At 71.7% G+C, this 24162-nt stretch carries 21 protein-coding genes; 10 read left to right on the top strand and 11 right to left on the bottom strand.

The features are described 5' to 3' along the window. Positions 1–77: 77 nt before the first annotated feature. Positions 78–1619, top strand: coding sequence for a cytochrome P450 (locus ACFY01_RS01350; protein ID WP_390733554.1), 1542 nt, complete (start codon positions 78–80; stop codon positions 1617–1619). On the opposite strand, the gene ACFY01_RS01355 is transcribed toward ACFY01_RS01350, so the two are convergent. Then, the gene (locus ACFY01_RS01355) at positions 1581–2465 is read right to left on the bottom strand and encodes a pentapeptide repeat-containing protein (RefSeq protein ID WP_390733555.1); all 885 of its coding nucleotides are present in this window, start codon (positions 2463–2465) and stop codon (positions 1581–1583) included. The genes ACFY01_RS01350 and ACFY01_RS01355 overlap by 39 nt on opposite strands. Positions 2466–2633: 168 nt before the next feature. Here ACFY01_RS01355 and ACFY01_RS01360 point away from each other — a divergent pair, with 168 nt between their 5' ends. Next, positions 2634–2834 (top strand): DUF5999 family protein, encoded by a 201-nt coding sequence (locus ACFY01_RS01360; protein ID WP_390733556.1) that lies wholly within the window; start codon positions 2634–2636, stop codon positions 2832–2834. Between the two features lie 3 nt (positions 2835–2837). Here ACFY01_RS01360 and sigJ read toward each other — a convergent pair whose 3' ends face one another. From sigJ to ACFY01_RS01410, 10 genes are all read right to left on the bottom strand, one after another. After that, positions 2838–3731, bottom strand: coding sequence for an RNA polymerase sigma factor SigJ (gene sigJ / locus ACFY01_RS01365; protein WP_390733557.1), 894 nt, complete (start codon positions 3729–3731; stop codon positions 2838–2840). A gap of 71 nt (positions 3732–3802) precedes the next feature. After that, positions 3803–4546 carry a PIG-L deacetylase family protein gene (locus ACFY01_RS01370; RefSeq protein ID WP_390733558.1) on the bottom strand — a complete coding sequence of 248 codons (744 nt, stop codon included), beginning with the start codon at positions 4544–4546 and terminating at the stop codon, positions 3803–3805. Between the two features lie 86 nt (positions 4547–4632). Further along, complete coding sequence (locus tag ACFY01_RS01375) at positions 4633–5934, bottom strand: alpha/beta fold hydrolase (protein WP_390733559.1); 1302 nt, start codon at positions 5932–5934, stop codon at positions 4633–4635. Positions 5935–6031: 97 nt separating this feature from the next. Continuing rightward, positions 6032–7057: a LacI family DNA-binding transcriptional regulator gene (locus tag ACFY01_RS01380; protein WP_390733560.1), complete on the bottom strand. Its 1026-nt coding sequence runs from the start codon at positions 7055–7057 to the stop codon at positions 6032–6034. Between the two features lie 79 nt (positions 7058–7136). Then, positions 7137–8549, bottom strand: coding sequence for a BNR repeat-containing protein (locus ACFY01_RS01385; protein WP_390733561.1), 1413 nt, complete (start codon positions 8547–8549; stop codon positions 7137–7139). 21 nt (positions 8550–8570) lie between these two features. Next, entirely contained in the window at positions 8571–8891 is a 321-nt protein-coding gene (locus ACFY01_RS01390) for an L-rhamnose mutarotase (protein WP_390733562.1), read from the bottom strand. 17 nt (positions 8892–8908) lie between these two features. Then, positions 8909–9988 carry a rhamnose ABC transporter substrate-binding protein gene (rhaS, locus tag ACFY01_RS01395; protein WP_390733563.1) on the bottom strand — a complete coding sequence of 360 codons (1080 nt, stop codon included), beginning with the start codon at positions 9986–9988 and terminating at the stop codon, positions 8909–8911. 32 nt (positions 9989–10020) lie between these two features. After that, complete coding sequence (locus ACFY01_RS01400) at positions 10021–11016, bottom strand: ABC transporter permease (protein WP_390733564.1); 996 nt, start codon at positions 11014–11016, stop codon at positions 10021–10023. Next, a complete protein-coding gene (locus ACFY01_RS01405) occupies positions 11009–12049 on the bottom strand; it encodes an ABC transporter permease (protein WP_390733565.1) in 1041 nt (346 codons plus the stop codon). Before ACFY01_RS01405 ends, ACFY01_RS01400 begins: the two co-directional genes overlap by 8 nt. After that, on the bottom strand, positions 12046–13563 hold the full coding sequence (locus ACFY01_RS01410; protein WP_390733566.1) for a sugar ABC transporter ATP-binding protein: 1518 nt from the start codon (positions 13561–13563) through the stop codon (positions 12046–12048). Before ACFY01_RS01410 ends, ACFY01_RS01405 begins: the two co-directional genes overlap by 4 nt. Positions 13564–13825: 262 nt before the next feature. Here ACFY01_RS01410 and rhaI point away from each other — a divergent pair, with 262 nt between their 5' ends. The 8 genes from rhaI to ACFY01_RS01450 all read left to right on the top strand — a co-directional run bounded on the left by rhaI (position 13826) and on the right by ACFY01_RS01450 (position 23915). Then, entirely contained in the window at positions 13826–14986 is a 1161-nt protein-coding gene (rhaI, locus tag ACFY01_RS01415) for an L-rhamnose isomerase (RefSeq protein ID WP_390733567.1), read from the top strand. A 142-nt stretch (positions 14987–15128) separates the two neighbouring features. Next, the gene (locus ACFY01_RS01420) at positions 15129–17168 is read left to right on the top strand and encodes a bifunctional aldolase/short-chain dehydrogenase (RefSeq protein ID WP_390733568.1); all 2040 of its coding nucleotides are present in this window, start codon (positions 15129–15131) and stop codon (positions 17166–17168) included. After that, a complete protein-coding gene (locus tag ACFY01_RS01425; RefSeq protein WP_390733569.1) occupies positions 17165–18628 on the top strand; it encodes a rhamnulokinase family protein in 1464 nt (487 codons plus the stop codon). Before ACFY01_RS01420 ends, ACFY01_RS01425 begins: the two co-directional genes overlap by 4 nt. A gap of 72 nt (positions 18629–18700) precedes the next feature. Then, complete coding sequence (locus ACFY01_RS01430; RefSeq protein WP_390733570.1) at positions 18701–19456, top strand: (Fe-S)-binding protein; 756 nt, start codon at positions 18701–18703, stop codon at positions 19454–19456. Further along, complete coding sequence (locus ACFY01_RS01435; protein WP_390733571.1) at positions 19453–20964, top strand: LutB/LldF family L-lactate oxidation iron-sulfur protein; 1512 nt, start codon at positions 19453–19455, stop codon at positions 20962–20964. The genes ACFY01_RS01430 and ACFY01_RS01435 overlap by 4 nt, the downstream gene beginning before the upstream one ends. Then, the gene (locus ACFY01_RS01440; protein WP_390733572.1) at positions 20961–21611 is read left to right on the top strand and encodes a lactate utilization protein C; all 651 of its coding nucleotides are present in this window, start codon (positions 20961–20963) and stop codon (positions 21609–21611) included. Before ACFY01_RS01435 ends, ACFY01_RS01440 begins: the two co-directional genes overlap by 4 nt. Before the next feature lie 94 nt (positions 21612–21705). Beyond that, complete coding sequence (locus ACFY01_RS01445) at positions 21706–22563, top strand: AAA family ATPase (RefSeq protein ID WP_390733573.1); 858 nt, start codon at positions 21706–21708, stop codon at positions 22561–22563. Between the two features lie 59 nt (positions 22564–22622). Beyond that, on the top strand, positions 22623–23915 hold the full coding sequence (locus tag ACFY01_RS01450) for a VWA domain-containing protein (protein ID WP_390734019.1): 1293 nt from the start codon (positions 22623–22625) through the stop codon (positions 23913–23915). The last annotated feature ends 247 nt before the right edge of the window (positions 23916–24162 follow it).

Below are 24162 nucleotides of genomic sequence, written 5' to 3' on the forward strand. Positions count from 1 at the left end.
CACGCTATTGAACTCACGTACAACACGAACCCACGCAACACGCTCAACCGATGGCTTGGATCAAGGGAGATCGCGTCATGGCGGAGACGGGCAGCAGGACGGCGGGCGGGGCAGCGCTGCCCAAGGGGTTCCGCGGTGCCGAGCAGGGCTGGCCGGAGCTGGAGCGCATCCCCCACCCGCCGCACCGGCTGCCGCTGCTCGGCGACGTCCTCGGCGTCGACCGGCGCACACCGCTCCAGGACTCGATGCGGTTCGCCCGCCGGCTGGGCCCGATCTTCAGGCGCAAGGCGTTCGGGAACGAGTTCGTGTTCGTGGCGGGCGCCCGGCTCGCGGCCGACCTGGCGGACGAGACCAGGTTCGCCAAGCACGTCGGCCTCGGGGTGGCCAATCTGCGGCCGGTCGCCGGGGACGGGCTGTTCACGGCGTACAACCACGAGCCCAACTGGCAGCTGGCGCACGACGTCCTCGCCCCCGCCTTCAGCCGGGAGGCCATGGCGGGCTACCACCCGATGATGCTGGACGTAGCCGGCCGGCTGACCGGGCACTGGGACCGGGAGGCGGCGGCCGGGCGTGCCGTGGACGTGCCCGGCGACATGACCAAGCTGACCCTGGAGACGATCGCCCGTACCGGGTTCGGGCACGACTTCGGCTCCTTCGAGCGCGGCCGGCTCCACCCGTTCGTGACCGCGATGATCGGCACGCTCACCTACGCCCAGCGGCTGAACACCGTGCCCGCCCCGCTGGCCCCGCTGCTGCTGCGCGGCGCCACCCGGCGCAACGCGGCCGACATCGCCCTCCTCAACCGCACCGTCGACGACCTCGTACGGGCCCGGCGCGAGTCGGACGCGGGCGGGACCGGGGCCGGGGACCTGCTGGACCGGATGCTGGCGACGGCGCACCCGGAGACCGGGGAGCGGCTGTCGCCGGAGAACGTCCGCTACCAGGTGATCACCTTCCTGGTCGCGGGCCACGAGACCACCTCGGGTGCCCTCTCCTTCGCCCTGTACTACCTCTCCCGGCACCCCGAGGTGGCGGCCCGGGCCCGGGCCGAGGTGGACCGCGTCTGGGGCGACACGCCGGCGCCCGACTACGACCAGGTCGCCAAGCTTCGGTACGTGCGCCGGGTGCTGGACGAGTCGCTGCGGCTGTGGCCCACCGCGCCCGCCTTCGCGCGCGAGGCCCGGCAGGACACGGTGCTGGCCGGGGAGCACCCGATGCGCCGGGGCGCGTGGACGCTGGTGCTGCTGCCGATGCTGCACCGCGACCCCGAGGTGTGGGGTCCGGACGCCGAACGCTTCGACCCGGACCGGTTCGACGCGAAGGCCGCGCGGGGGCGTGCCCCGCACGTCTTCAAGCCGTTCGGGACCGGGGCGCGGGCGTGCATCGGCCGCCAGTTCGCGCTGCACGAGGCGACACTCGTCCTCGGCCTGCTGCTGCGCCGCTACGATCTGCGCGCCGACCCCGGATACCGGCTGCGGGTCTCCGAACGGCTGACCCTGATGCCCGAGGGACTGCGGCTGCGGCTGGAGCGGCGCCCCGTACCCGCCCCGGTGACGGCCGGGGACACGGACGGCCCGGCGTCAGCTCCGCGCTGTCCAGTGCACGGGGTGGGTGACTGACTCCGGCAGCCGGGTGCCGGCACTCCCCCGGGCCGCCTCGAGCTGGGGCTGGGTCAGGAAGAACGCGCCGGTCAGGTCGGCGTCCGTGAGATCGGCGTCCCGCAGGTCGGCGCCGATCAGGTCCGCGCCGCGCAGATCGGCGCCGGTCAGGTCGGCGGCGATGAGGTAGGCGCCGCGCAGACTGACGCCGCTCAGGTCGGCCCCCTTCAGCCGGGCGCCGATGAGGTCCGCGCCCCGGCGGTCCTTCTTCTTGGCGCCCTTGCCGCCCTTGCCGCTCCTGCCGTGCTTCGCGCTCTTGTCGCTCTTGGCGTCGAAGTCCGCCCGCACCAGGTCGCTGGTGCGCAGCAGCAGGACGTTGACCTCCTGCCGGTGGGCGGCCACGTCCAGCGCGGCCAGTTCGTCGGGGGTCTGCCGGGTCAGCCGCTCGGTCTTCGCCAGCGCCTCGCGCAGCTCGGCGTGCACGGGGCGGGCGGCGGGCAGGCCCAGCGCCTCGGTGAGGTACCAGAGCAGTTCGTGGAGCTGCCGGACGACCGGGAACACGTCGAACATGCGCCGGGCGTGCTCACGGGAGCCGGTGCGCCAGTCCTGGCCGCCGAAGGTGACCTGGGAGACCTTCTGACCGGCGCCGAAGCAGTCGTACACCGTGCAGCCGGTGAAGCCCTTGTCCCGCAGCCGGATGTGGATGCCGCAGCGGTGGTCGCCCTGGAGGTTGGGGCAGGGCTGCCCGGCGGGCTTGTCGAGCGCGAAGTCCGCCGAGCGTGCGAAGGGCAGGGCGACACAGCACAGCCCGAAGCACGAGGCGCAGTCCCCGCGCAGTTCCGGCCGGCCGGCTATCTCATCTGGCATGCCCTACAGCCTACTGAGCCGCGGGTCAGCCTCAGGCGGCCCGGTCGTCCTCACCGATGAGTTTCCGGTGTTGTGGGCGGCTTCTCATCCATCGGAAAACTAGTGCGGCTATCTACTGTGGTGACAGCCGGCACCGGACAGGAGCCGAACGCATAGAGGAGCGGCCTCATGTGCAGCCATCAACCGCCGTGCCCCACCGCCGACAGCCCGGACCACCACACCGCCGTGATCACCTCGGCCCACCCCGAGCAGGGCTGGAGCCTGCTGTGCAACGGCACCATCGTCTTCGACGACACCGGTGAACTCCTGCCCGACGGCCGGACCGTGGACCCGCGCCGCAGCCTGGGTCCACTGGCCGTGGCCGCCTGACCGTCACTCCGCCAGGGCCGGCAGGTCGAGGCGGGCCAGACGGTCGGGGTCGGCCAGGATGTACATGCCGGTGACGCGGCCGTCGGCCACGGTGAGGGCGGTGACGGACACCGCACGGCCCTGAGGCGCGGTGACGATCCCCAGCGAGCCGTTGACCAGCACCGGCCGCGCGAAGACCGCGAACCGGGAGAACAGCGCCGCCTGTTCGGCCACCGCCTTCGCCCCGTGCACCACCTTGGAGGCGGCCGCGCCCCGCACCAGGGCACCCGCGTCGGCGCGCAGCACCACGTCCGGGTGGAGAAGGGCGAGGAGCGCCTCGAAGTCGCCGCCCCGGGAGGCGGCCAGGAAGGCGTCCAGCACCTGGCGCTGCCGGCCGAGATCGGGGTCGGCGGAGGGGGTGGCGCCCTGCACCCGGCGGCGGGCCCGGCTGGCCAGCTGGCGGGTCGCGGCGGGGGTGCGCTCCACGATCGGCGCGATGTCGTCGAACGGCACGGCGAACATGTCGTGCAGGACGAACGCCAGCCGCTCGGCGGGCTCCAGCGTCTGCAGCACCACCAGCAGGGCCAGCCCCACCGAGTCGGCCTGGAGCACCTCCTGCTCGGGGTCGAGGCTGGACAGGGGCCGGACGACGGGATCCGGCACGTAACCCTCGTCCATCGGCTCCTCGCGACGGGCGGTGCGCGAGCGCAGCGTGTCGAGGCAGACCCGGCCGACCACGGTGGTCAGCCAGCCGCCCAGGTTCCTGATCTCCGCCGGGTCCGTCCGGCCGAGCCGTAACCAGGCTTCCTGCACCGCGTCCTCGGCCTCGGCGAGCGAGCCGAGCATCCGGTAGGCCACGGCGTTGAGATGCCCGCGGTGCTCCTCGAAGCGGTCGGCCAGGAGTTCGGTGTCGTTCATGTCGTCCCCGTTCGGTCTGTGATGGCGGGCTGCCCGCTGAGGGCTGCCCGCTGAGGGCTACCGGCTGCGGGCTACCTGGCGAACAGTTCGAAGGCCACCGCCGGCCTGCCGCCGAAGCGTTCGCCGCTGGCCGTGGCGGTCGCGGTGAGGAAATCCCGGGCGTACTTCTCGGGGTCCTCGTCGGTCAACGCCTTTATATAGGTGCGGTGTTCGAGCAGCGAGCGCACGGCCCGCTCCAGGCCCGGCGTCGCGTCGACGGCGTGGGTCGGTGACACGGAACCGGCGACGGCCACCCAGCGGACCCCGTTCCAGGGTTCGAGGCCCCGTTCGGCGAGCTCGGGGAAGATCCACCGGTTTCCGGCGTCGGCCGCCGCGTCCAGCGTGGCCCGGCCCACGGCCACGTGGTCCGGGGTGTTCCAGGCGGCGCCGCCCCAGGTGTCCCGGTGGTTGAGGGTGATCACCAGCTCGGGCCGGTGGCGGCGGATCGCGGCGGCGATGTCCCGGCGCAGCGCCGCGCCGTACTCGACGACGCCGTCCCGGTGGTCGAGGAACTCCACGGCCGTAACGCCCACCACGGCCGCGCTCGCCCGCTGCTCGCGTTCCCGCAACGGGCCGCACTCGGCGGGGTCCAGGGTGTCGATGCCCGCCTCGCCGCGGGTCGCGAGCACGTAGCCGACCTCACGGCCGTCGTCGGTCCAGGCGGCGACGGCCGCGGCGCACCCGTACTCGAGGTCGTCCGGGTGCGCCACCACGGCGAGGGCGCGCCGCCAGTCGGTCGGCATGGGTTTCAGCTGGCTGGTCTCCGGCTCGGTCATGGGCGCAGACTATGCGTGCGGGCCACCCGCGCAACCGCTTTTGTGCCGGGCCCCGGTGAGCGCCGGGCGTCGTGAGCGCCGGGCCGTCACACCTCGTCGCGGGCCATCGCCAGCAGCCGGTCCAGTACGCGGGGCGCGCCGGCCCGCAGACCGTCGTGCTCGAACTCGTCGGTGACCCAGGTGCGCAGGCCCCGGATCGCGCGGGCGGTGCGCAGCGAGTGGGCGGTGTCGACGTACATGTCGTCGTGGTAGACGGCGGCGACGGCCGGGACCTCGTTGGCGGCGAGACGCGCGGGGTCGTACAGGGCCGGCCAGTCGGTGCGGGCGGCGAGCAGCTCGGCGGTCTCGCGCAGCGGACGCAGGGCGGGGTCGCAGTCGAAGGTCCAGGGGTGGACGGTCTCGCCGGTGAACAGCAACGGTGCGTCGCCCGCGAGCGCCTTGGCCGCGTCGAACTGCGGGAACTCGGCGCGCACCCGTTCCGCGGCCCAGGCGGTGGGGCGGTCGTCCTGGCCGTAGATCGCCTCGTGGACCAGGGCGTACAGCGGGTGGCCCGCGTACGACAGCTGGCCCTGCACCTCCTCCTGGAAGGCGTCCGACAGCTCCCAGCCGTGCGGGGTGCGGACGAAGGCGTCCTCCAGGAGGTGGTGCAGGCGGTGGCTGCCGTCGCCGGTGCCGAGCAGGATCCCGAGGGACTGGAAGGCCTCTGCGGTGAGGCGGTAGCCGTTCGGCAGGACCACGTCGTGGGTCAGCAGGTGGTCGGCGATGCGGCGGGCGCGTTCGATGTCCTGCGGGTAGCGGTCGTAGTGGGCGGTGACCTTGCGTTCCATCCGCGGGTAGGCGGCCCGGTAGACGTCGTCGGCGTGCGCGTCGAGGGAGGGCAGGCCGCCGGTGATCACGGCGGTGCTCAGGCCCTCCGGTGCCAGGGACAGGTACGTCACCGCGCAGAAGCCGCCGAAGCTCTGGCCGAGGACGGTCCAGGGGGCGCCGCCGGTCAGCCGCGGGCGGATCAGCTCGCAGTCGCGGACGATCGAGTCGGCGCGGAAACGGACGAGGTGGCCGGCCTGTGCCTCGGGGCCGCCGCGCAGCGGGAGCGTCTGCCGGTTGAGGGGTGTGGAGTGGCCGGTGCCGCGCTGGTCGAGGAGCAGGACGCGGTGGTCCTCCAGGGCCCGGCCGAGCCAGGCCTGCTTGCCGACGAAACGGTTCGCCCCGAAGCCGGGGCCGCCCTGGAGGTAGACCAGCCACGGCAGGTCCCGGTCCGCCTTGTCGCTCGCGACGACCTCCCGGGCGTACAGCTCGAGGGTCTCGCCCACCGGATCGGTGTGGTCCAGGGGCACGGTGAAGCGGTGGTCGGTGAGGACGACGCCGGGCTGGCGGTAGCTGACGGTCAACGAATCTCCCGGGACGGACGGATGGTCGCGTCCCAGTTCAGCACATGTCCGTGCGCCTTCCGACCCCTGGGATCATGGAAAGTTACTGAATCGTGGGTCAACGGGCGGCGAGGCTGGAGCGCCGCACCACCAGCTCCGGCTGGAGCACCACCCGGCGGTGCTCGTGCGTGCCGGGGCCGTCCTGTGCCTCCGTCTCCTCCAGGAGCAGTTCCGCGGCGAGGGCGCCCATGGTGACGGCGGGCTGCCGTACGGAGGTGAGCGGGACGGCGGCGGCGGCCGCGAACTCGATGTCGTCGTAGCCGACGATCGCGAGGTCCTCGGGGACGACGACCCCGGCCGCGTACATGGCCTGGAGGACGCCGAGGGCCAGCAGGTCGTTGGCGCAGAAGACGGCGGTCGGCCGCTCGGCCAGGCCGAGGAGGCGGGCGCCGGCATCCCGTCCGGCGGCCACGTCGAGGCGTTCGGTGGGCAGCTCGCGCAGCGCGTCGGGGCCGAGCCCGGCCTCCGCGAGGGCGTTCAGGGCACCGGTGCGGCGGTCCCTGACCTGGTTGAAGCCGGGCGGGCCGCTGACGTACGCGATGGAGCGGTGCCCGGCGTCCACCAGGTGCCGGACGGCCAGGGCGCCGCCCGCCACGTCGTCGACGGAGACCGAGCACTCGGTGGTGCCCTCGGCGACCCGGTCGACCAGTACGAAGGGGATGCCGTGCCGCCGGAACGTCTCGATGTTGCGTCCGGTGGCGTCGGCGGGGGTGAGCAGCACGCCGCGCACCCGCTGTTCGGCGAAGAGGGACAGGTACTCGGCCTCCTCGCCGGCGCTCTGCGCGCTGTTGCAGACCATCACGCCGAGCCCGGCCTCCCGTGCCGCCCGTTCGGCGCCGCGCGCCACGTCCACGAAGAAGGGGTTGCCCATGTCGAGGACGAGCAGGCCCATGATCCGGCTGCGGCCGGCGCGCAGCTGGCGCGCGGACTCGCTGCGGACGTAGCCCAGCCGGTCTATGGCGGACTGCACCCGGGCACGCGTCTCCAAGGCCACCGTGTCCGGACGGTTGATGACGTTGGACACGGTGCCCACCGACACTCCGGCGACGCGGGCGACATCCTTGATACCCACCGACTGGGCCATCGGGCGGGGACCTCCAGTGAGACGAGGGGGCGGCGGGAGGGGCTTCACATTACCGTCAACCCGCCGCACACCCGACCGGTCAGACGGGCAGGGCGAAGTCGACGACGTGCAGCGCCGAGGGGGTCGTACCGCTGGACTTCTCCTGGTACATGAACGACAGCACGTTGTCGGCCTTCACCCGCGGCTCGTCGATCACGACCTCCCCGAAGGCGTTCAGGCCGCTGCCGTCGTACAGCAGCGTCCAGTCCGTGTACCCGGACGCCTTCGAGGCGCCGGCGATCCTGCCGTAGGGGAAGACCGCGTAGGCGTTGTCGTACTTGTCCAGGACCAGTTTGGTGCGCTGGCTGGAGTTCAGCGGGACGGGGATCTCGGTCTTCTGCCACCCGCCGGAGGAGTTCTTGCGCAGGTGGAAGGCGCGGCCGTTCGCGGTGCGGTCGGCGACGTAGTTCGTGGTGCACTGGCCGAAGCGGCCGGGGACGTAGGAGATGACCGCGTGCGGCAGGCCGGTGGAGTCGGTGGTCTGGCTCTCCTGGTTCATCAGGGAGTGGTCCGGGCCCAGCGGGTCGACCACCAGGTGGCTGTCGGTGACCGCCACCGTGTCGGAGGTGCCGGTGGTGCCGACGACCGTGCCCGCGTCGTCGCGCCAGGTGCGGCCCCGGTCGGTGGAGTACACGTAGCCGGTGTCGTGATTGGTGATGCCGCCGCTGTTGCACATCACGGCGGTGTTCTGCTCCCGCCAGGTGAAGAAGGCGTGCAGGCGGCCGTTGACGTCGTAGTCGATGCCGTGCAGGTACATGTTGCGGGCCGTGCTGGAGCCGTGCGAGCTGGTGTAGGTGCCGGTGGAGGCGCTCCACTCCCCCAGCGCCTTCCAGGCCGAGCCGTCGTACTCGGCGAGGGCGTGGCGTCCGTTGCCGGAGATGCCGACGCGGTAGCTCAGCTGGAGCCTGCCCTCTGGGGTGGAGACGAACTGCGGGTACGTGAACCGGGTGGTGAGCGCCAGCCCGTCGAGCGAGGTCTGCACGGCGCCGAAGACGGACGACGTCCACGCGGTGGTCCCCGGGTTGTCGAGGAGTCCGGCGGCCGACTTCACGTAGAAGAAGCCGTCGCTGTGCGAGTCCATGTTCAGGTGCAGCCGGCCGTCGGTCTTCGAGACGCCCATCGAGATGACGTTGTGGGAGTCGTCGCTCCCCAGCTGGTGGGAGAGCGTGACCGTCGACCAGGTGCTCGCGCCCAGCGCCCGGCGGGCGACGACCGCGTTGCGCGTGGCCGTGTACCAGGCGGCGTACTGGTAGCCCTTGTAGGTCAGCAGGCCGTTCTTCTGGAAGGAGTTGTTGTTGACCAGGCCGTCGTAGGAGACGAAGTAGACGGCCTGGGCGTCGAGTCGCGTGGTGCCCTGCTTGGTGACGGAGGGCCCTGGGGACGCGGCCCGTGCGATGCCCGGGGTGGCCGTGGCGGCCAGCATGGCGGACGCGAGCACGGTTCGTCTTCTCATGGATGCGGCTCCTGAGGGCGGTCAGGCGAGGTGGAAGACCTCGGTGAGCGGTTTCATCGCTTCGTCGGGCCGGGCGCCGTCCAGCGACTCGAAGAACGGCGCCATCTGCGCCTGCCAGCGGGCGTTGACGTCCGTGGCCTGCATGCCGGCCTGGGCGGCGGCGAAGTCCTCGGTCTCCAGGTAGCCGACGAGCAGGCCGTCGTCGCGCAGGAAGAGCGAGTAGTTGTGCCAGCCTGTGACTGAGAGCGCCTCCAGCATCTCCGGCCACACGGCGGCATGGCGTTCGCGGTACTCGGCGAGCCGGTCCTCACGGACCTTGAGGAGGAAACAGACGCGCTGCATGAAGTACCGCTCCCCTGCTAGAAGTTGAACTGGTCGATGTTCTTGGCGTCGAACACGGTCGGCTTGCCGAGGACGATCACGCCGTCCTTGCCGATGGTGTACGAGGTGTCGCCGGCCTTGAAGGTCTCGCCCTCCTTGCCGCTGATCTGCCCCGATGCCAGGGCGACGGCGGTACGGGCGGCCAGGTCGCCCAGCTTCGCCGGGTCCCACAGCTCGAACGCGTCGACCGTGCCGTTCTTGACGTACTTGCGCATGTCGTTGGGGGTGCCGAGGCCGGTCAGCTTGACCTTGCCCTTGTACTTGGAGCCGGAGAGGTACTGGGCGGCGGCCTTGATGCCGACGGTGGTCGGGGAGATGATCCCCGCCAGCTCGGGGTGCTCCTGGAGCAGGCCCTGGGTCTGCTGGAAGGACTGCTGGGCGTCGTCGTTGCCGTAGGCGATCTTGACGAGCTTGACGTTCTTGTACTTGGGGTCCTTCAGCTCGTCCTTCATGTAGCCGATCCAGGTGTTCTGGTTCGTCGCGGTCTGCGCGGCGGACAGGACCGCGATCTCGCCCTTGTAGCCGATCTGCTTCGCCAGCAGCTGCACCTCGGTGCGGCCCAGGTCCTCGGCGCTCGCCTGCGAGACGAAGGCGTTGCGGCAGCCGGGGTTGGTGTCGGAGTCGTAGGTGACGACCTTGATGTCGTTGGACATGGCCTGCTTCAGCGCGGTGCACAGCGCGCCCGGGTCCTGCGCGGAGACGGCCATCGCGTTCACCCGCTGCTGCGTGAGGGTGTTGACGTAGCTGACCTGGCCGGAGGTGTCGGTGGCGCTGGACGGACCGACCTCCTTGTACTTCGAGCCCAGCTCGGTCAGCGCCTTCTCGCCGCCCTTGTCCGCGGAGGTGAAGTAGGGGTTGTTCACCTGCTTGGGCAGGAAGCCGACGGTCAGGCCCTTCTTCGTGGCGGCGCCCGGGTCTGCCTTGCCGGCGGTGGCCGCGGCGGCGTTGTCGTCCTTGACGTCCTTCTTGGTGGTGCCGCCGCAGGCGGTGAGCGCGAGGGCGAGGGAGGTACCGGCGGCGAGCGCCGCGCAGGCACGGCGGAGGGATGACTGGCGCATGGCGGGTCCTTTACGAGGGTGAGCGAGCGGAGTTACGAGGCGGCCGGCGTCGAGGCAGCCGCTCTGCGGCCCGCCTTCGCGACGGAGATCTGACGTGCGACCCGGGGGCCGAGCACGGAGATGACGAGCAGCACGCCGGTGACGACGATCTGCGACTGTGCGGAGACGTTGAGCAGGCTCATCACGTTCTGGAGCGCGCCCAGCAGGAACACTCCCGCGATCGCGCCGCCGAGCGTGCCCTTGCCGCCGTCGAAGTCGATGCCGCCGAGCAGGACGGCCGCGACGACGGAGAGTTCGAGCCCGGTGGCGTTGTCGTAGCGGGCGCTGGCGTAGTGCAGGGCCCAGAAGACGCCGGTGAGGGAGGCCATGAGGCCGGTGACGGTGAACAGGATCAGCTTGGCCCGCTTCACCCGGATCCCGGCGAACCGGGCGGCTTCCTCGCCGGCGCCGACCGCGAACAGCGACCGGCCGAACGGGGTGGCGTGCAGCACGACCACGGCGATCGCGAGCAGCACCAGGAAGGGCAGGAAGGCCTGCGGCAGGAAACTGTCGCCGACCCGTCCAGCCGCGAAGTCCAGGTACTGCGTGGGGAAGTCGGTCACCGCGTCCGAGCCGAGCACGATCTGCGCGATGCCCCGGTAGGCGGCGAGGGTGCCGATGGTGACGGCGAGGGACGGCAGCCCGAGCCGGGTCACGAGCAGGCCGTTGACAAATCCGCAGCACAGCCCGAGCAGCAGACAGATCGGGATGATCGTCTCGATGGCCATGCCCTCGTTCCACAGCTTGCCCATCACCGCGCCGGACAGCCCGGCCGTCGAGGCGACGGACAGGTCGATCTCACCGGCGACGACGAGCAGGGTCATCGGCAGGGCGATGAGCGCGATCGGCAGGGTGTTGCCGAGGAGGAACGACAGGTTGAGGGAGTTGCCGAAGCCGTCGACGAAGCCGAACGACAGCAGCAGCAGGACGATCAGGAGCGCGCCGACAACCGTGTCCCAGCGGATGGCGCGCGTCAGCGAGTCAGGCATGGCGGGCGTTCCTCTTCTTCAGGGCGGAGGCCAGGCGCAGCGCGACGATCCGGTCGACCGCGATGGCGAGCAGCAGCAGGACACCGTTGATGGCGAGCACCCACACGGAGCTGACCCCGAGGGCGGGCAGCACGCTGTTGACGGAGGTCAGCAGCAGCGCGCCGAGCGCGGCTCCGTAGACGCTGCCGGAGCCCCCGGTGAAGACCACCCCGCCGACCACGACGGCGCTGACGACGGTGAGTTCGTAGCCGTTGCCGGTGCTGGAGTCGACGTTGCCGAAACGGGCCAGGTACATGGCGCCCGCGAGGCCGGCGAGTCCGCCGCAGAAGGTGTAGGCGGCCAGGATCCGCTTGCGCACCGGGATGCCGGCGAGGCGGGCGGCCTCCGGGTTCGAGCCGAGGGCGTACAGTTCGCGTCCGCTGCCGAAGTGCCTCAGGTAGTACGCCGTCGCGACCAGCACCGCCAGTGCGATCAGCGCCGGCCACGGCACCGCGGAGATGCCGCCGGAGCCGAAGTCCACGAAGCCGCCGGGCAGGTCGGCCGCGGTGATCTGCCGGGAGCCGACCCAGATGGAGTCGACGCCGCGGATGATGTAGAGCGTGCCGAGGGTGACGACCAGCGCGGGTACCTGGCCGAGGCTGACGAGCAGACCGTTCAGCAGGCCGCAGCCGATGCCGAGCAGGACGGCGAGGACGATCGCGACGACCGCGTTCCCGCCGCCGTGCAGACAGGTGCCGGCGGCGAACGCGCTGATGCCGAGCGTCGAACCGACGGACAGGTCGACGTTGCGGGTGACGACCACCAGCGACTGGCCGGTGGCGACGAGGACCAGGATGGTCGCGTTGAGGAGCAGGTCCTTGATGCCCTGCTCGGACAGGAACTCGCTGTTGCCGGCCTGGGTGACGGCGACCATCACCAGGAAGACGACGAGGATGGCGAGTTCGCGCATCTTGAAGACACGGTCGACCAGCCGGGTGCCGGTGGACTTGGCCACGCCGGCGACAGGGGTTTCTTCGGGAGCGGCCACCGTCATGCTGCGGCCCTCCCCGTGGCTGCGGCCATCACGGTTTCCTCGGTGGCGTCGGAGCGGGGGATCTCGGCGGTGAGCCGGCCCTCGTGCATCACCAGCACGCGGTCGGCCATGCCGAGGATCTCGGGCAGGTCGGAGGAGATCATCAGGACGGCCACCCCGTCGGCGGCCAACTCGCTGAGCAGCCGGTGCACCTCGGCCTTGGTGCCGACGTCGATGCCGCGGGTCGGCTCGTCGACGATCAGCACCTTCGGGCCGGTGGCCAGCCACTTGGCGAGGACGACCTTCTGCTGGTTGCCGCCGGACAGGGTGGAGACGGTGTCGGCGATCCGGGCGTACTTCACCTGGAGCCTGACCGCCCAGTCGAGGGACCGGCTGCGTTCGGCACCCCGGTCCATCAGCCCGGCCTTCACCGTCGTCCGCAGTCCGGTCAGGCCGATGTTCCGCTCGATGGACATGTCCATCACCAGCCCCTGGGCGCGCCGGTCCTCGGGGACGAGGGCCAGCCCGGCGGCCATCGCGACGGAGGGCGCGCCGTTCGTCAGTGTCCGCCCGGCGACCTCCACCTCCCCCGCGTCCCACCGGTCGACGCCGAAGACGGCCCGCGCGACCTCCGTGCGTCCGGCGCCGACCAGCCCGGCGAGACCGACGATCTCGCCGCAGCGCACCTCGAAGGAGACGTCGGTGAAGACGCCCTCGCGGGTCAGCCGGCGCACGCTCAGGGCGATTTCACCCGGCTCGACGTCCTGCTTCGGGTAGAGCTCGTCGAGGTCGCGGCCGACCATGCGCCGTACGAGATCGTCCTCGGTCATGCCCTCGACCGGTTCGCTCGCGATCCAGGCGCCGTCCCGCAGTGTGGTGACGCGCCGGCAGATCTGGAAGATCTCCTCCAGCCGGTGCGAGATGAACAGCACGGCGGCGCCCTGCTCGCGCAGGGTGCGGACGACGCCGAAGAGACGGGCCACCTCGCTGCCGGTCAGGGCGGCCGTCGGCTCGTCCATGATCAGTACCCGGGCGTCGAAGGAGAGCGCCTTGGCGATCTCCACGATCTGCTGGTCGGCGATGGACAGCCCGCGGGCCGGGCGGTCGGGGTCGAGAACGACACCGAGCCGCTTCATCAGGGCGGCGGTCGCCGCGTGGGTGGCCTTGTGGTCGATCCGGCCCAGCGCCCGGCGGGGCTGCCGCCCCATGAAGATGTTCTCGGCGATCGACAGGTCGGGGAAGAGCGTGGGCTCCTGGTAGATCACGGCGATACCGGCGTCGCGGGCGTCACCGGGGCCGTGGAAGACGACCGGTTCGCCGTCGAGCAGCACCTGCCCGGCGTCCGGTCGGTGCACCCCCGCGAGGGTCTTGATCAGCGTCGACTTGCCCGCGCCGTTCTCACCGGCGAGGGCGTGCACTTCGCCGGGGAACAGCTCCAGGGAGACGTCCCGCAGGGCGCGTACGGCACCGAAGGACTTCGAAACACCCTTCAGCGCCAGCACCGGGGCCGGTCCCGTGTCGGACGGGTGGGTCATTTCAGGCTCCTCGACGACGCCGGCGGGACGGCCCTCACGGCGTCGTGAAAGGTTTCAACTGGATGGCCGGGACGTTAGGCATGGCAGACATGTCACGTCAATGGGTAGCGCTCGAAAAGATTTCGATAGTAGAAGGTCACGCCCGCATCACAGAGAACATGCCTGGACGGAGGGGTTGACACGCCTTCGGAGGCCCCCTAGCTTCCCGTTCTGAATCGTTTCACCGTGAAGCCTTTCTGGCCCGATGTCACAGGAGCCCGAAGTGACCGACCTCGCCGTGGTGAAAGCCGCGCTGAAGACCCAGGCAGTCGAGACGCCGTCGTGGGCGTACGGGAACTCGGGGACCCGTTTCAAGGTGTTCGCCCAGGCGGGCGTGCCCCGGACACCGCAGGAGAAGCTGGACGACGCGGCGCAGGTGCACGCGGTCACGGGCGTGGCCCCGACCGTCGCCCTGCACGTTCCGTGGGACAAGGTCGACGATTACGCGGCGCTCGCCAAGCACGCCGAGGAGCGCGGCCTGAAGCTCGGCGCGATCAACTCCAACACCTTCCAGGACGACGACTACAAGCTCGGCAGCATCTGCCATCCCGACGCCGCTGTGCGGCGCAAGGCGGTCGATCATCTGCTGGAGTGCGTCGACATCATGGACGCGACGGGCTCCGCCGATCTGAAGCTCTGGTTCGCCGACGGGACCAACTACCCCGGCCAAGACGATCTGCGCGAGCGGCAGGACCGGCTGGCCGAGGGGCTGGCGGAGGTCTACGAGCGGCTGGGCGACGGGCAGCGGATGCTGCTCGAGTACAAGCTCTTCGAGCCCGCCTTCTATTCGACGGATGTTCCGGACTGGGGTACCGCGTACGCGCACTGTCTGAAGCTCGGGCCGAAGGCGCAGGTCGTGGTGGACACGGGGCACCACGCTCCCGGGACCAACATCGAGTTCATCGTGGCCACGCTGCTCCGGGAGGAGAAGCTCGGCGGGTTCGACTTCAACTCGCGGTTCTACGCGGACGACGACCTGATGGTGGGGGCGGCGGATCCGTTCCAGCTGTTCCGGATCATGTACGAGGTGGTGCGCGGCGGGGGGCTCGGCTCGGAGGTTGCCTTCATGCTGGACCAGTGCCACAACATCGAGGCGAAGATCCCGGCGATCATCCGGTCGGTGATGAACGTCCAGGAGGCTACCGCCAAGGCACTGCTGGTCGACCGCGTCGCTTTGGCCGAGGCTCAGCGGGCGGGGGATGTGCTCGGGGCGAATGCCGTGCTGATGGATGCGTTCAGCACAGACGTGCGGGGGCTGCTTCGGGAGGTGCGGGGGGAGATGGGGCTGGACCCCGACCCCATCGCCGCGTATGCCCGGTCCGGGTGGGCTCAGAAGATCGTCGCCGAGCGAGTGGGCGGTGAGCAGGCCGGCTGGGGGGCGTGAGCGTCTGCCGGGTTCTGTTCGTCGCGGGCTGCGGGCCGTCAGTGGCTGGTCGTGCCCACGGGGCGGAGCCGCACATCGATACAGCCCCGCGCCCCTGTGGGGCGCGCTTCCCTCACGTCAGTTCGAAGAGTCAGGACCTTCCATGTCGCCCCACCCCGAAGCCGCCGCCCTTCTCGCCCGGTCCCACCGGCTCGGCTCCGATCCCCGGAACACCAACTACGCCGGCGGCAACGCCTCCGCCAAGGGCACCGACACCGACCCCGTGACCGGCGGGGACGTGGAGCTCATGTGGGTGAAGGGGTCGGGCGGCGATCTCGGCACGCTCACCGAGGCCGGGCTGGCCGTGTTGCGGCTGGACCGGCTGCGGGCACTCGCCGACGTCTACCCGGGCGTCGAGCGGGAGGACGAGATGGTCGCCGCGTTCGACTACTGCCTGCACGGCAAGGGCGGGGCGGCTCCCTCCATCGACACGGCGATGCACGGGCTGGTGGACGCGCCGCACGTGGACCATCTGCACCCGGACTCCGGTATCGCGCTGGCGTGTGCGGCGGACGGGGAGAAGCTGACCGCCGAGTGCTTCGGGGACACCGTGGTGTGGGTGCCGTGGCGGCGGCCGGGCTTCCAGCTGGGGCTGGACATCGCTGCGATCAAGGAGGCCAATCCGCAGGCCGTCGGGTGTGTGCTCGGCGGGCACGGGATCACCGCGTGGGGTGCCACGTCCGAGGAGTGCGAGCGGAACTCGCTGCACATCATCCGTACCGCCGAGGCGTTCCTGAGGGAGCGCGGCAAGGCCGAGCCCTTCGGGGGGGTCGTCGAGGGGTACGAGGGGCTGGACGAGGGCGGGCGGCGGGAGCGGGCGGCGGCCCTGGCGCCGTACGTCCGGGCGGTCGCCTCCCGGGACAGGGCGCAGGTCGGGCACTTCGACGACAGCGAGGTGGTCCTCGACTTCCTCGCGCGGGCCGAGCATCCGCGGCTCGCCGCGCTGGGGACGTCCTGCCCGGACCACTTCCTGCGGACCAAGGTGCGTCCGCTGGTGCTGGACCTGCCGCCCACGGCTCCGCTGGACGAGGCGGTCGCGCGGCTGAAGGAACTGCACGCGGAGTACCGCGAGGAGTACGCCGCCTACTACAAGAGGCACGCTCTGCCCGACTCCCCCGCCATGCGCGGCGCCGACCCGGCGATCGTGCTCGTGCCGGGGGTCGGCATGTTCTCCTTCGGCAAGGACAAGCAGACCGCTCGGGTGGCCGGCGAGTTCTACGTCAACGCGATCAACGTGATGCGGGGCGCCGAGGCGGTGTCGGCGTACGCGCCGATCGAGGAGTCGGAGAAGTTCCGTATCGAGTACTGGTCGCTGGAGGAGGCCAAGCTCCGGCGGATGCCGAGGCCCAAGCCGCTGGCGACCCGGGTGGCGCTGGTGACGGGCGCGGGCAGCGGGATCGGGAAGGCCATCGCCCATCGGCTGGTGGCCGAGGGCGCGTGCGTCGTGGTCGCCGATCTCGACGCCGAGAACGCGGCCGCGGTGGCCGAGGAGCTGGGCGGGGCGGACAGGGCCGTCGCCGTGACCGTGGACGTCACGTCCGAGGAGCAGATCGCCGGGGCCTTCAAGGCGGCGGTGCTCGCCTTCGGCGGCGTGGACCTGGTGGTCAACAACGCCGGCATCTCCATCTCCAAGCCGCTGCTGGAGACCTCGGCGAAGGACTGGGACCTCCAGCACGACATCATGGCCCGAGGTTCGTTCCTGGTGTCGCGGGAGGCGGCCCGGGTGATGACCGCGCAGGGACTGGGCGGCGACATCGTCTACATCGCGTCCAAGAACGCCGTCTTCGCGGGGCCGAACAACATCGCCTACTCCGCCACCAAGGCCGACCAGGCCCACCAGGTGCGGCTGCTGGCCGCCGAACTCGGCGAGCACGGGATCCGGGTCAACGGGGTCAACCCGGACGGGGTGGTGCGCGGCTCCGGGATCTTCGCGGGCGGCTGGGGGGCGCAGCGGGCCGCCGTGTACGGGGTGGAGGAGGAGAAGCTGGGCGAGTTCTACGCGCAGCGGACCATCCTCAAGCGGGAGGTGCTGCCCGAGCACGTGGCGAACGCCGTCTTCGCGCTCACCGGCGGGGACCTCACGCACACCACGGGACTGCACATCCCCGTCGACGCGGGTGTGGCGGCCGCGTTCCTGCGATGAGCGCCGCCGTGAAGTCGTACGCCGCGGTCGACCTCGGCGCGTCCAGCGGGCGCGTCATGGTCGGCCGCGTCGGCCCCGACTCGCTGGAGCTCAGCGAGGCGCACCGTTTCCCCAACCGGCCGGTGCGGGTGCCCGAGGGGCTGCGCTGGGACGTGCTCGGGCTTTACGCGGGACTGCTGGACGGGCTGCGGGCGGCCGGCGCCGGATGCGGGGGGCGGCTCGATTCCGTCGGGATCGACAGCTGGGCGGTGGACTACGGCCTGCTGGACGCCGACGGGGCCCTGCTGGGCAACCCCGTGCACTACCGCGACGCCCGTACGGAGGGCGTCGCCAAGAAGGTGTGGGCGAGCGTGCCCGCCGCCGAGCTGTACGCGGCGACCGGCCTCCAGTACGCCCCCTTCAACACCCTGTACCAGCTGACGGCCGCCCGCTCCACTGCCCAACTGGGCGCTGCCAAGCGGCTGTTGCTGATTCCGGATCTGCTGACGTACTGGCTGACCGGCGAGCAGGGCACGGAACTGACCAACGCCTCCACCACCCAGCTGATCGACCCGCGTACCCGCGACTGGTCGTACGAGGTCGCCGCCCGGCTGGGCATCGACCTCGGTCTGTTCGCGCCGCTGCGGCAGCCGGGGGACGCGGCGGGGCTGCTGCGGGCGGAGGTACTGGAGGAGACCGGGCTGGCCGGGCCGGTGCCGGTGACCGCCGTCGGCTCGCACGACACCGCCTCCGCGGTGGCCGCCGTGCCCGCCGAGGGCGAGCGGTTCGCCTACATCTGCACCGGCACCTGGTCGCTGGCCGGGCTGGAGCTGACGAAGCCGGTGCTCAGCGAGGAGAGCCGGGCGGCGAACTTCACCAACGAGCTCGGGCTGGACGGCACGGTCCGCTACCTGCGCAACATCATGGGGCTGTGGCTGCTCCAGGAGTGCGTACGGGCCTGGGGCGACCCGGATCTCGGCGGACTGCTGCGCGAGGCGGCCGCCGTGCCCGCGCTGCGGTCGGTGGTGGACGCCGGGGACGCCGGTTTCCTGGCGCCGGGCCGGATGCCGGAGCGGATCACCGAGGCGTGCCGGGCGTCCAGTCAGCCGGTGCCGGAGAGCCGGGGCGAGGTGACGCGGTGCATCCTCGACTCCCTCGCGCTCGCCCACCGGCTGGCCGTCGAGGACGCCCAGCGGCTGGCCGGGCACCCCGTCGACGTGGTGCACATCGTCGGCGGCGGCACCCGCAACGCGCTGCTGTGCCAGCTCACCGCCGACGCCTGCGGGCTGCCGGTGGTCGCCGGACCCGCGGAGGCCGCCGCGCTCGGCAACGTGCTGGTGCAGGCGCGGGCGCACGGGGCGGCCGGTGACCTCGCCGGCATGCGGCGGCTGCTGGTGCGTACCCAGCCGCTGACGCGGTACGAGCCACAGGGCGACCCGGCGCGGTGGCGGCGGGCCCAGGCCCGGCTCGCCACGCCGTGAGCCGGGGGCTCCCCCGCCCTTCTCTCGCCCACTACGCTTCACTCGTCCGATGACCGACCCCAAGGAGCCGCGATGCGTGTCGCCCTGTTCCTGACCTGTGTCAACGACACGCTCTATCCGGACACCGGCCGGGCGGTGGTGAAACTGCTGACCAGACTGGGCGTCGAGGTCGACTTCCCGATGGCCCAGACCTGCTGCGGGCAGGCACACTACAACACCGGCTACCGCCATGAGGCCGAGCCGCTCGCCCGGCATTTCTCCGATGTCTTCCGGGAGTACGAGGCGATCGTGACGCCCTCCGGGTCGTGCGGGGCGATGGTGCGGGAGCTGTATCCGCGCATGGGTGAGCGGGCCCGAGCCGAGGGCCGCGGGGACGGGCTCGCGGCCGTGCTGGCGCCGGTGGTACCGAAGACGTACGAACTCACGGAGTTCCTGGTGGACGTGCTGGGGGTGACGGACGTCGGGGCGTACTACCCGCACAAGGTGACGTACCACCCCACCTGCCACGGGTTGCGCGGTCTGGGTCTCGGGGACCGTCCCCGGCGGCTGCTCCAGGCCGTGCGGGGGCTGGAGCTGGTGGAGTTGCCCGGTGCCGACGAATGCTGTGGCTTCGGCGGGACGTTCGCGGTGAAGAACTCCGACGTGTCGGCGGCGATGGGCGCGGACAAGGTGCGAGGCGCCGAGTCGACGGGAGCGGAGGTGCTGTGCGCGGCCGACAACTCCTGCCTGATGCACATCGGCGGGACCATGACCCGGCTCAGGTCGGGCGTGCGGCCGGTGCACATCGCGGAGATCCTGGCGAGCACGGAGGAGGAACCGGCCGTATGAGCGGAACGTTCGTGGGGATGCCTGTGTTTCCCCCACCCACCCACCCGGCGTTCCCGGAGGCCGCGAGGGAAGCCGTCGGCAACCGGACCCTGCGCGGCAACCTCCGGAACGCCACCCACACCATCCGCGCCAAGCGGGCGAAGGCCGTGTCGGAGGTGTCCGACTGGGCGGAGCTGCGCGAGGCCGGAAAACGGATCAAGGACCATACGCTCCGTCACCTGGACCGCTACCTCGTGCAGTTGGAGGAGTCGGTCACGGCGGCGGGCGGCACCGTCCACTGGGCGGCCGACGCCGACGAGGCCAACCGGATTGTCGCAGCCCTGGTCAAGGCCACCGGCGAGACGGAGGTCGTCAAGGTCAAGTCGATGGCCACGCAGGAGATCGGGCTCAACGAGTTCCTCGAAGCGGAGGGCATCCGCGCCTATGAGACCGATCTCGCCGAGCTGATCGTGCAGTTGGGCAAGGACCGGCCCTCGCACATCCTCGTCCCCGCCATCCACCGCAACCGGGGCGAGATCCGGGACATCTTCCGCGGCGAGATGAAGGAGTGGGGCCGGCCGGCCCCCGAGGGCCTGACGGACACGCCCGCCGAACTCGCGGAGGCGGCACGGCTGCACCTGCGGGAGAAGTTCCTGCGGGCCAAGGTCGGCGTCTCCGGCGCCAACTTCATGGTCGCGGAGACCGGCACGCTCGTGGTCGTCGAGTCCGAGGGCAACGGCCGGATGTGCCTGACCCTGCCCGAGACGCTGATCTCGGTGGTCGGCATCGAGAAGGTCGTGCCGAGTTGGCGGGACCTGGAGGTCTTCCTCCAGACGCTCCCCCGCTCCTCGACGGCCGAGCGCATGAACCCGTACACGAGCATGTGGACCGGCACCACGGACTCCGAGACGGCTGACGGCCCGCGCACTTTCCACCTGGTCCTCCTCGACAACGGCCGCACCGACACCCTCGCCGACGAGGTCGGCCGCCAGGCGCTGCGCTGCATCCGCTGCTCGGCCTGCCTCAACGTGTGCCCGGTGTACGAGCGGGCGGGCGGCCACGCCTACGGCTCGGTCTACCCCGGCCCCATCGGCGCGATCCTCAGCCCCCAACTGAGGGGAACGGGCAGCGAGATCGACGCCTCCCTGCCCTACGCGTCCTCCCTGTGCGGCGCCTGCTACGAGGTCTGTCCGGTCGCCATCGACATCCCCGAGGTGCTGGTGCACCTGCGGGAGCGGGTCGTCGAGGGCGGGACGGTGACGCGGGAGGGCAACAAGGTGGTGCTCCAGCCCGCGAAGGGCCATGCCGCCGAGCGCGCGGCGATGCGGGCGGCCCGCTGGGCGTTCACGCATCCGGGCGCCCTGCGTACCGGGCAGCGGCTCGCCTCGCGCACCCGCCGTCTGCACCCCCGTACGCTGCCGGGCCCGGGCCGGGCGTGGAGCGGGACGCGGGATCTGCCGGCCGTACCGGAGGAGCCGTTCCGCGACTGGTGGCAGCGCACACGAGGTGGAAAGGACGGCGCGAAGTGAGCAGCAGGGACCGGATCCTGGGCCGGGTACGCCGGGCACTCGCTGACGTACCCGCGGACGACACACCGTACGAGCGGGCGGTTCCGCGCGACTACCTGCGCGAGCACGGCGGGCGGAGCGTCGAGGAGACGGTGGAGTTGCTCGCCGAGAACCTGGCGGACTACCGGGCGCTCGTACACCGGTGCACGGTCGGCCAACTGGCCGTGACAGTGGGCCGGTTGCTGGCCGAGCGGGGCTCGAAGACGGTGCTGGTCCCGCCGGGTCCGGACGCGGCCTGGCTCGAAGGCGTCGACGTGGAGCAGGTCGCGGACCGCGCGGAGAGCACCCCGCACGAGCTGGACCGGGTCGACAGCGTGGTCACCGGCTGCGCGGTGGCCGTGGCCGAGACCGGCACGATCGTCCTGGACGGCTCCCCCGACCAGGGCCGCCGCCGGATCACCCTGATCCCCGACCACCACATCTGCGTCGTCCGCGTCCCCGACCAGGTCGTCGCCTCCGTCCCCCAAGCCCTCGAACGCCTCGACCCCACCCGCCCGCTGACCTGGGTCTCCGGTCCGTCGGCGACCAGCGACATCGAACTGGACCGGGTGGAGGGCGTGCACGGGCCGCGGACGCTGGAGGTCGTGCTGGTGGGCCTGGGCCGGTGACGGGGTGCACAGGGAAAACCCGTGACAGGCTGGGTGAACAAGCGCTTAGATAGGAGCCCGGTACCCGACGCACGACCCGCACCCGGAGGCCCCGTTGTTCACATCCGTCGACGACGTCTCCGCCCGCCTGGCCGAGACCGGCTACCTGGCCTCACCCGCCGTCGCCACGACCGTCTTCCTCGCCGACCGGCTGGGCAAGCCGCTGCTGGTGGAGGGCCCGGCCGGGGTGGGCAAGACCGAGCTCGCGAAGGCCGTGGCCGAGGTCGCGGGGGCGCGGTTGGTGCGGTTGCAGTGCTATGAGGGCGTCGACGAGTCGCGGGCGCTGTACGAGTGGAACCACGCCAAGCAGCTGCTGCGCATCAGCGCGGGCCAGGGCGAGACCTGGGACGAGGCGCGCACGGACATCTTCAGCGAGGAGTTCCTGCTGCCCCGGCCCCTGCTGACGGCCATCCGCGGCGACGAGCCCAAGGTGCTGCTGATCGACGAGACCGACAAGGCGGACGTCGAGGTGGAGGGGCTGCTGCTGGAGGTGCTCAGCGACTTCCAGGTGACCGTGCCCGAGCTGGGCACGGTCACCGCGACCCGGCGTCCGTTCGTCCTGCTCACCTCCAACGCCAGCCGCGAGCTGTCGGAGGCGCTGCGCCGCCGCTGCCTGTTCCTGCACATCGGTTTCCCAGAGGAAGAGCTGGAACGGCGCATCGTACGGCTGAAGGTGCCGGGGCTCGACGAGGCGCTGGCCGAGTCGGTGGTGCGGGTGGTCGGCGCGCTGCGCGCCATGGACCTGCGCAAGGTGCCCTCGGTTGCGGAGACCATCGACTGGGCCCGCACTCTCCTGGCGCTCGGCGCCGACACCCTGGACGAGACCGTCGTACGGGACACCCTGGGCGTCCTCCTCAAGCACCAGGACGACGTCCTGAAGGCGGCGGCCAAGCTCGACCTGGACGCCGTGTGAGCGCGCCCGGCGTCGCGGAGCGGCTCACCTCGCTGGTGTCGGCGTTGCGCGCGCACGGCATGCGGATCGGCACCGGCGAGACCGTGGACGCGGCCGAGGCGGTGGCGGCGTTGGGGCTCGCGGACCGTGAGCTGCTGCGGGAGGGGCTGGCGGCGACGCTGCTGCACGGTCCGGCCCAGCGGCAGGTGTTCGACCCCGTCTTCGACCTGTACTTTCCGCGGGGCATCGGCGCGCCGGAGGGCGAGCGCGCGGGCCGGGAGGAGCTGCGCGACCGGCTCACGGCGGCGCTGGCGGCCGACGATGCCGCGCTGATGAGGCAGTTGGCGTCGGAGGCGGTCGACGGGTTCGGCGGATACGGAAACTCGCCGGAATCACGGGGCTGGTCCTCGTACCAGACCCTGGAGTGGCTGCGTCCGCAGACGCTGTTGACGCGGGTCCGCGAGAGCGTGCGGGCACGGGACGGGGCGTCGGGGTTCACTGACCGGTTGCTCGACGACGAGATCCGGCGGCGGATCGAGGCGTTCCGCGGGATGGTGGCCGTGGAGGCGCGGCGACGGATCGCCGAGCAGCGGGACCGGGACGAGCTCGCCCGGCGAGCAGTGGCCACGACGCCCGACCGGGTGGACTTCCTGTACGCCGGGAAGCTCCAACTCGCCGAGCTGCGAAGGACGGTTCAGCCGCTCGCCCGCAAGCTCGCCACCCGCCTCGCGGCGAAGCGGCGCCGGGCCGCGCGGGGCAGCATCGATCTGCGGCGGACACTGCGCGGATCGCTGTCGACCGGCGGGGTGCCGATGAATCCGGTGCTGCGCCGGCGCCGTCCGGTCCGGCCGGAACTGGTGCTGCTGTGCGATGTGTCGGGTTCGGTGTCGGGCTTCTCGGACTTCACGATGCTGCTGGTGCAGGCGCTGCACGACCAGTTCAGCAAGGTGCGGGTGTTCGCCTTCGTCAACCGGCTCGACGAGGTGACCGGGCTGCTCGAACACGGCGCCGCCGACCCCGAGGGTCTCGGCGCGCGCATCCGTGCCGAGGCCACCCTCACCGGCTGGCACGGCAGCAGCGACTACGGCGTGGCCCTGGGCGAGTTCGCGGAGCGGTACGGCGACGCGGTCGGCCCGCGCACCACCGTGTTCGTCCTCGGTGACGCCCGGACCAACATGAGCGACCCGAACCTGGCCGCCGTACGCCACGTCGCCGCACGGGCCCGCCGCTTCTACTGGCTCAACCCCGAGCCACGCCCCCAGTGGGGCACGGGCGACTCGGCCGCGCCCGCCTACGCCGAGCTGGTCGAGATGCACGAGTGCCGCACCGCCCGGCAGCTCGGCGGGCTGATCGGGCGGCTGCTGCCGGTGTGACACCCGCGGCGAGCCGACCGACCCGCCGGAGCGGACGGTGGGCACGGCCCTCGGGGCGGCCGCAATGACGACCCGCCCGCCGCCGGGGTCAACCATGGCGACACACTGCCCGGCGCCCACACGGCACTCCCGCGGCGGCGGCCGTCCCGGGCCGGCGCGGACGGTGGCACGGCCACGCACCGCCTGCCGACGGGGCCACCCACGACGACACGCCACCCCCACACCCGCACCACACTCCCCCAGCAGC

Origin of the sequence: Streptomyces sp. NPDC001480 (assembly GCF_042894725.1) — a bacterium.
Lineage (GTDB): Bacteria > Actinomycetota > Actinomycetes > Streptomycetales > Streptomycetaceae > Streptomyces.

Excerpts from the sequence above, each read along its gene's own strand:
- ACFY01_RS01350 (WP_390733554.1), top strand. The coding sequence starts at position 78 with ATGGCGGAGACGGGCAGCAGGACGGCGGGCGGGGCAGCGCTGCCCAAG.
- ACFY01_RS01355 (WP_390733555.1), bottom strand. The coding sequence starts at position 2,465 with ATGCCAGATGAGATAGCCGGCCGGCCGGAACTGCGCGGGGACTGCGCC.
- ACFY01_RS01360 (WP_390733556.1), top strand. The coding sequence starts at position 2,634 with ATGTGCAGCCATCAACCGCCGTGCCCCACCGCCGACAGCCCGGACCAC.
- sigJ (WP_390733557.1), bottom strand. The coding sequence starts at position 3,731 with ATGAACGACACCGAACTCCTGGCCGACCGCTTCGAGGAGCACCGCGGG.
- ACFY01_RS01370 (WP_390733558.1), bottom strand. The coding sequence starts at position 4,546 with ATGACCGAGCCGGAGACCAGCCAGCTGAAACCCATGCCGACCGACTGG.
- ACFY01_RS01380 (WP_390733560.1), bottom strand. The coding sequence starts at position 7,057 with ATGGCCCAGTCGGTGGGTATCAAGGATGTCGCCCGCGTCGCCGGAGTG.
- ACFY01_RS01385 (WP_390733561.1), bottom strand. The coding sequence starts at position 8,549 with ATGAGAAGACGAACCGTGCTCGCGTCCGCCATGCTGGCCGCCACGGCC.
- ACFY01_RS01390 (WP_390733562.1), bottom strand. The coding sequence starts at position 8,891 with ATGCAGCGCGTCTGTTTCCTCCTCAAGGTCCGTGAGGACCGGCTCGCC.
- rhaS (WP_390733563.1), bottom strand. The coding sequence starts at position 9,988 with ATGCGCCAGTCATCCCTCCGCCGTGCCTGCGCGGCGCTCGCCGCCGGT.
- ACFY01_RS01400 (WP_390733564.1), bottom strand. The coding sequence starts at position 11,016 with ATGCCTGACTCGCTGACGCGCGCCATCCGCTGGGACACGGTTGTCGGC.
- ACFY01_RS01405 (WP_390733565.1), bottom strand. The coding sequence starts at position 12,049 with ATGACGGTGGCCGCTCCCGAAGAAACCCCTGTCGCCGGCGTGGCCAAG.
- ACFY01_RS01410 (WP_390733566.1), bottom strand. The coding sequence starts at position 13,563 with ATGACCCACCCGTCCGACACGGGACCGGCCCCGGTGCTGGCGCTGAAG.
- ACFY01_RS01420 (WP_390733568.1), top strand. The coding sequence starts at position 15,129 with ATGTCGCCCCACCCCGAAGCCGCCGCCCTTCTCGCCCGGTCCCACCGG.
- ACFY01_RS01425 (WP_390733569.1), top strand. The coding sequence starts at position 17,165 with ATGAGCGCCGCCGTGAAGTCGTACGCCGCGGTCGACCTCGGCGCGTCC.
- ACFY01_RS01430 (WP_390733570.1), top strand. The coding sequence starts at position 18,701 with ATGCGTGTCGCCCTGTTCCTGACCTGTGTCAACGACACGCTCTATCCG.
- ACFY01_RS01435 (WP_390733571.1), top strand. The coding sequence starts at position 19,453 with ATGAGCGGAACGTTCGTGGGGATGCCTGTGTTTCCCCCACCCACCCAC.
- ACFY01_RS01450 (WP_390734019.1), top strand. The coding sequence starts at position 22,623 with ATGCGGATCGGCACCGGCGAGACCGTGGACGCGGCCGAGGCGGTGGCG.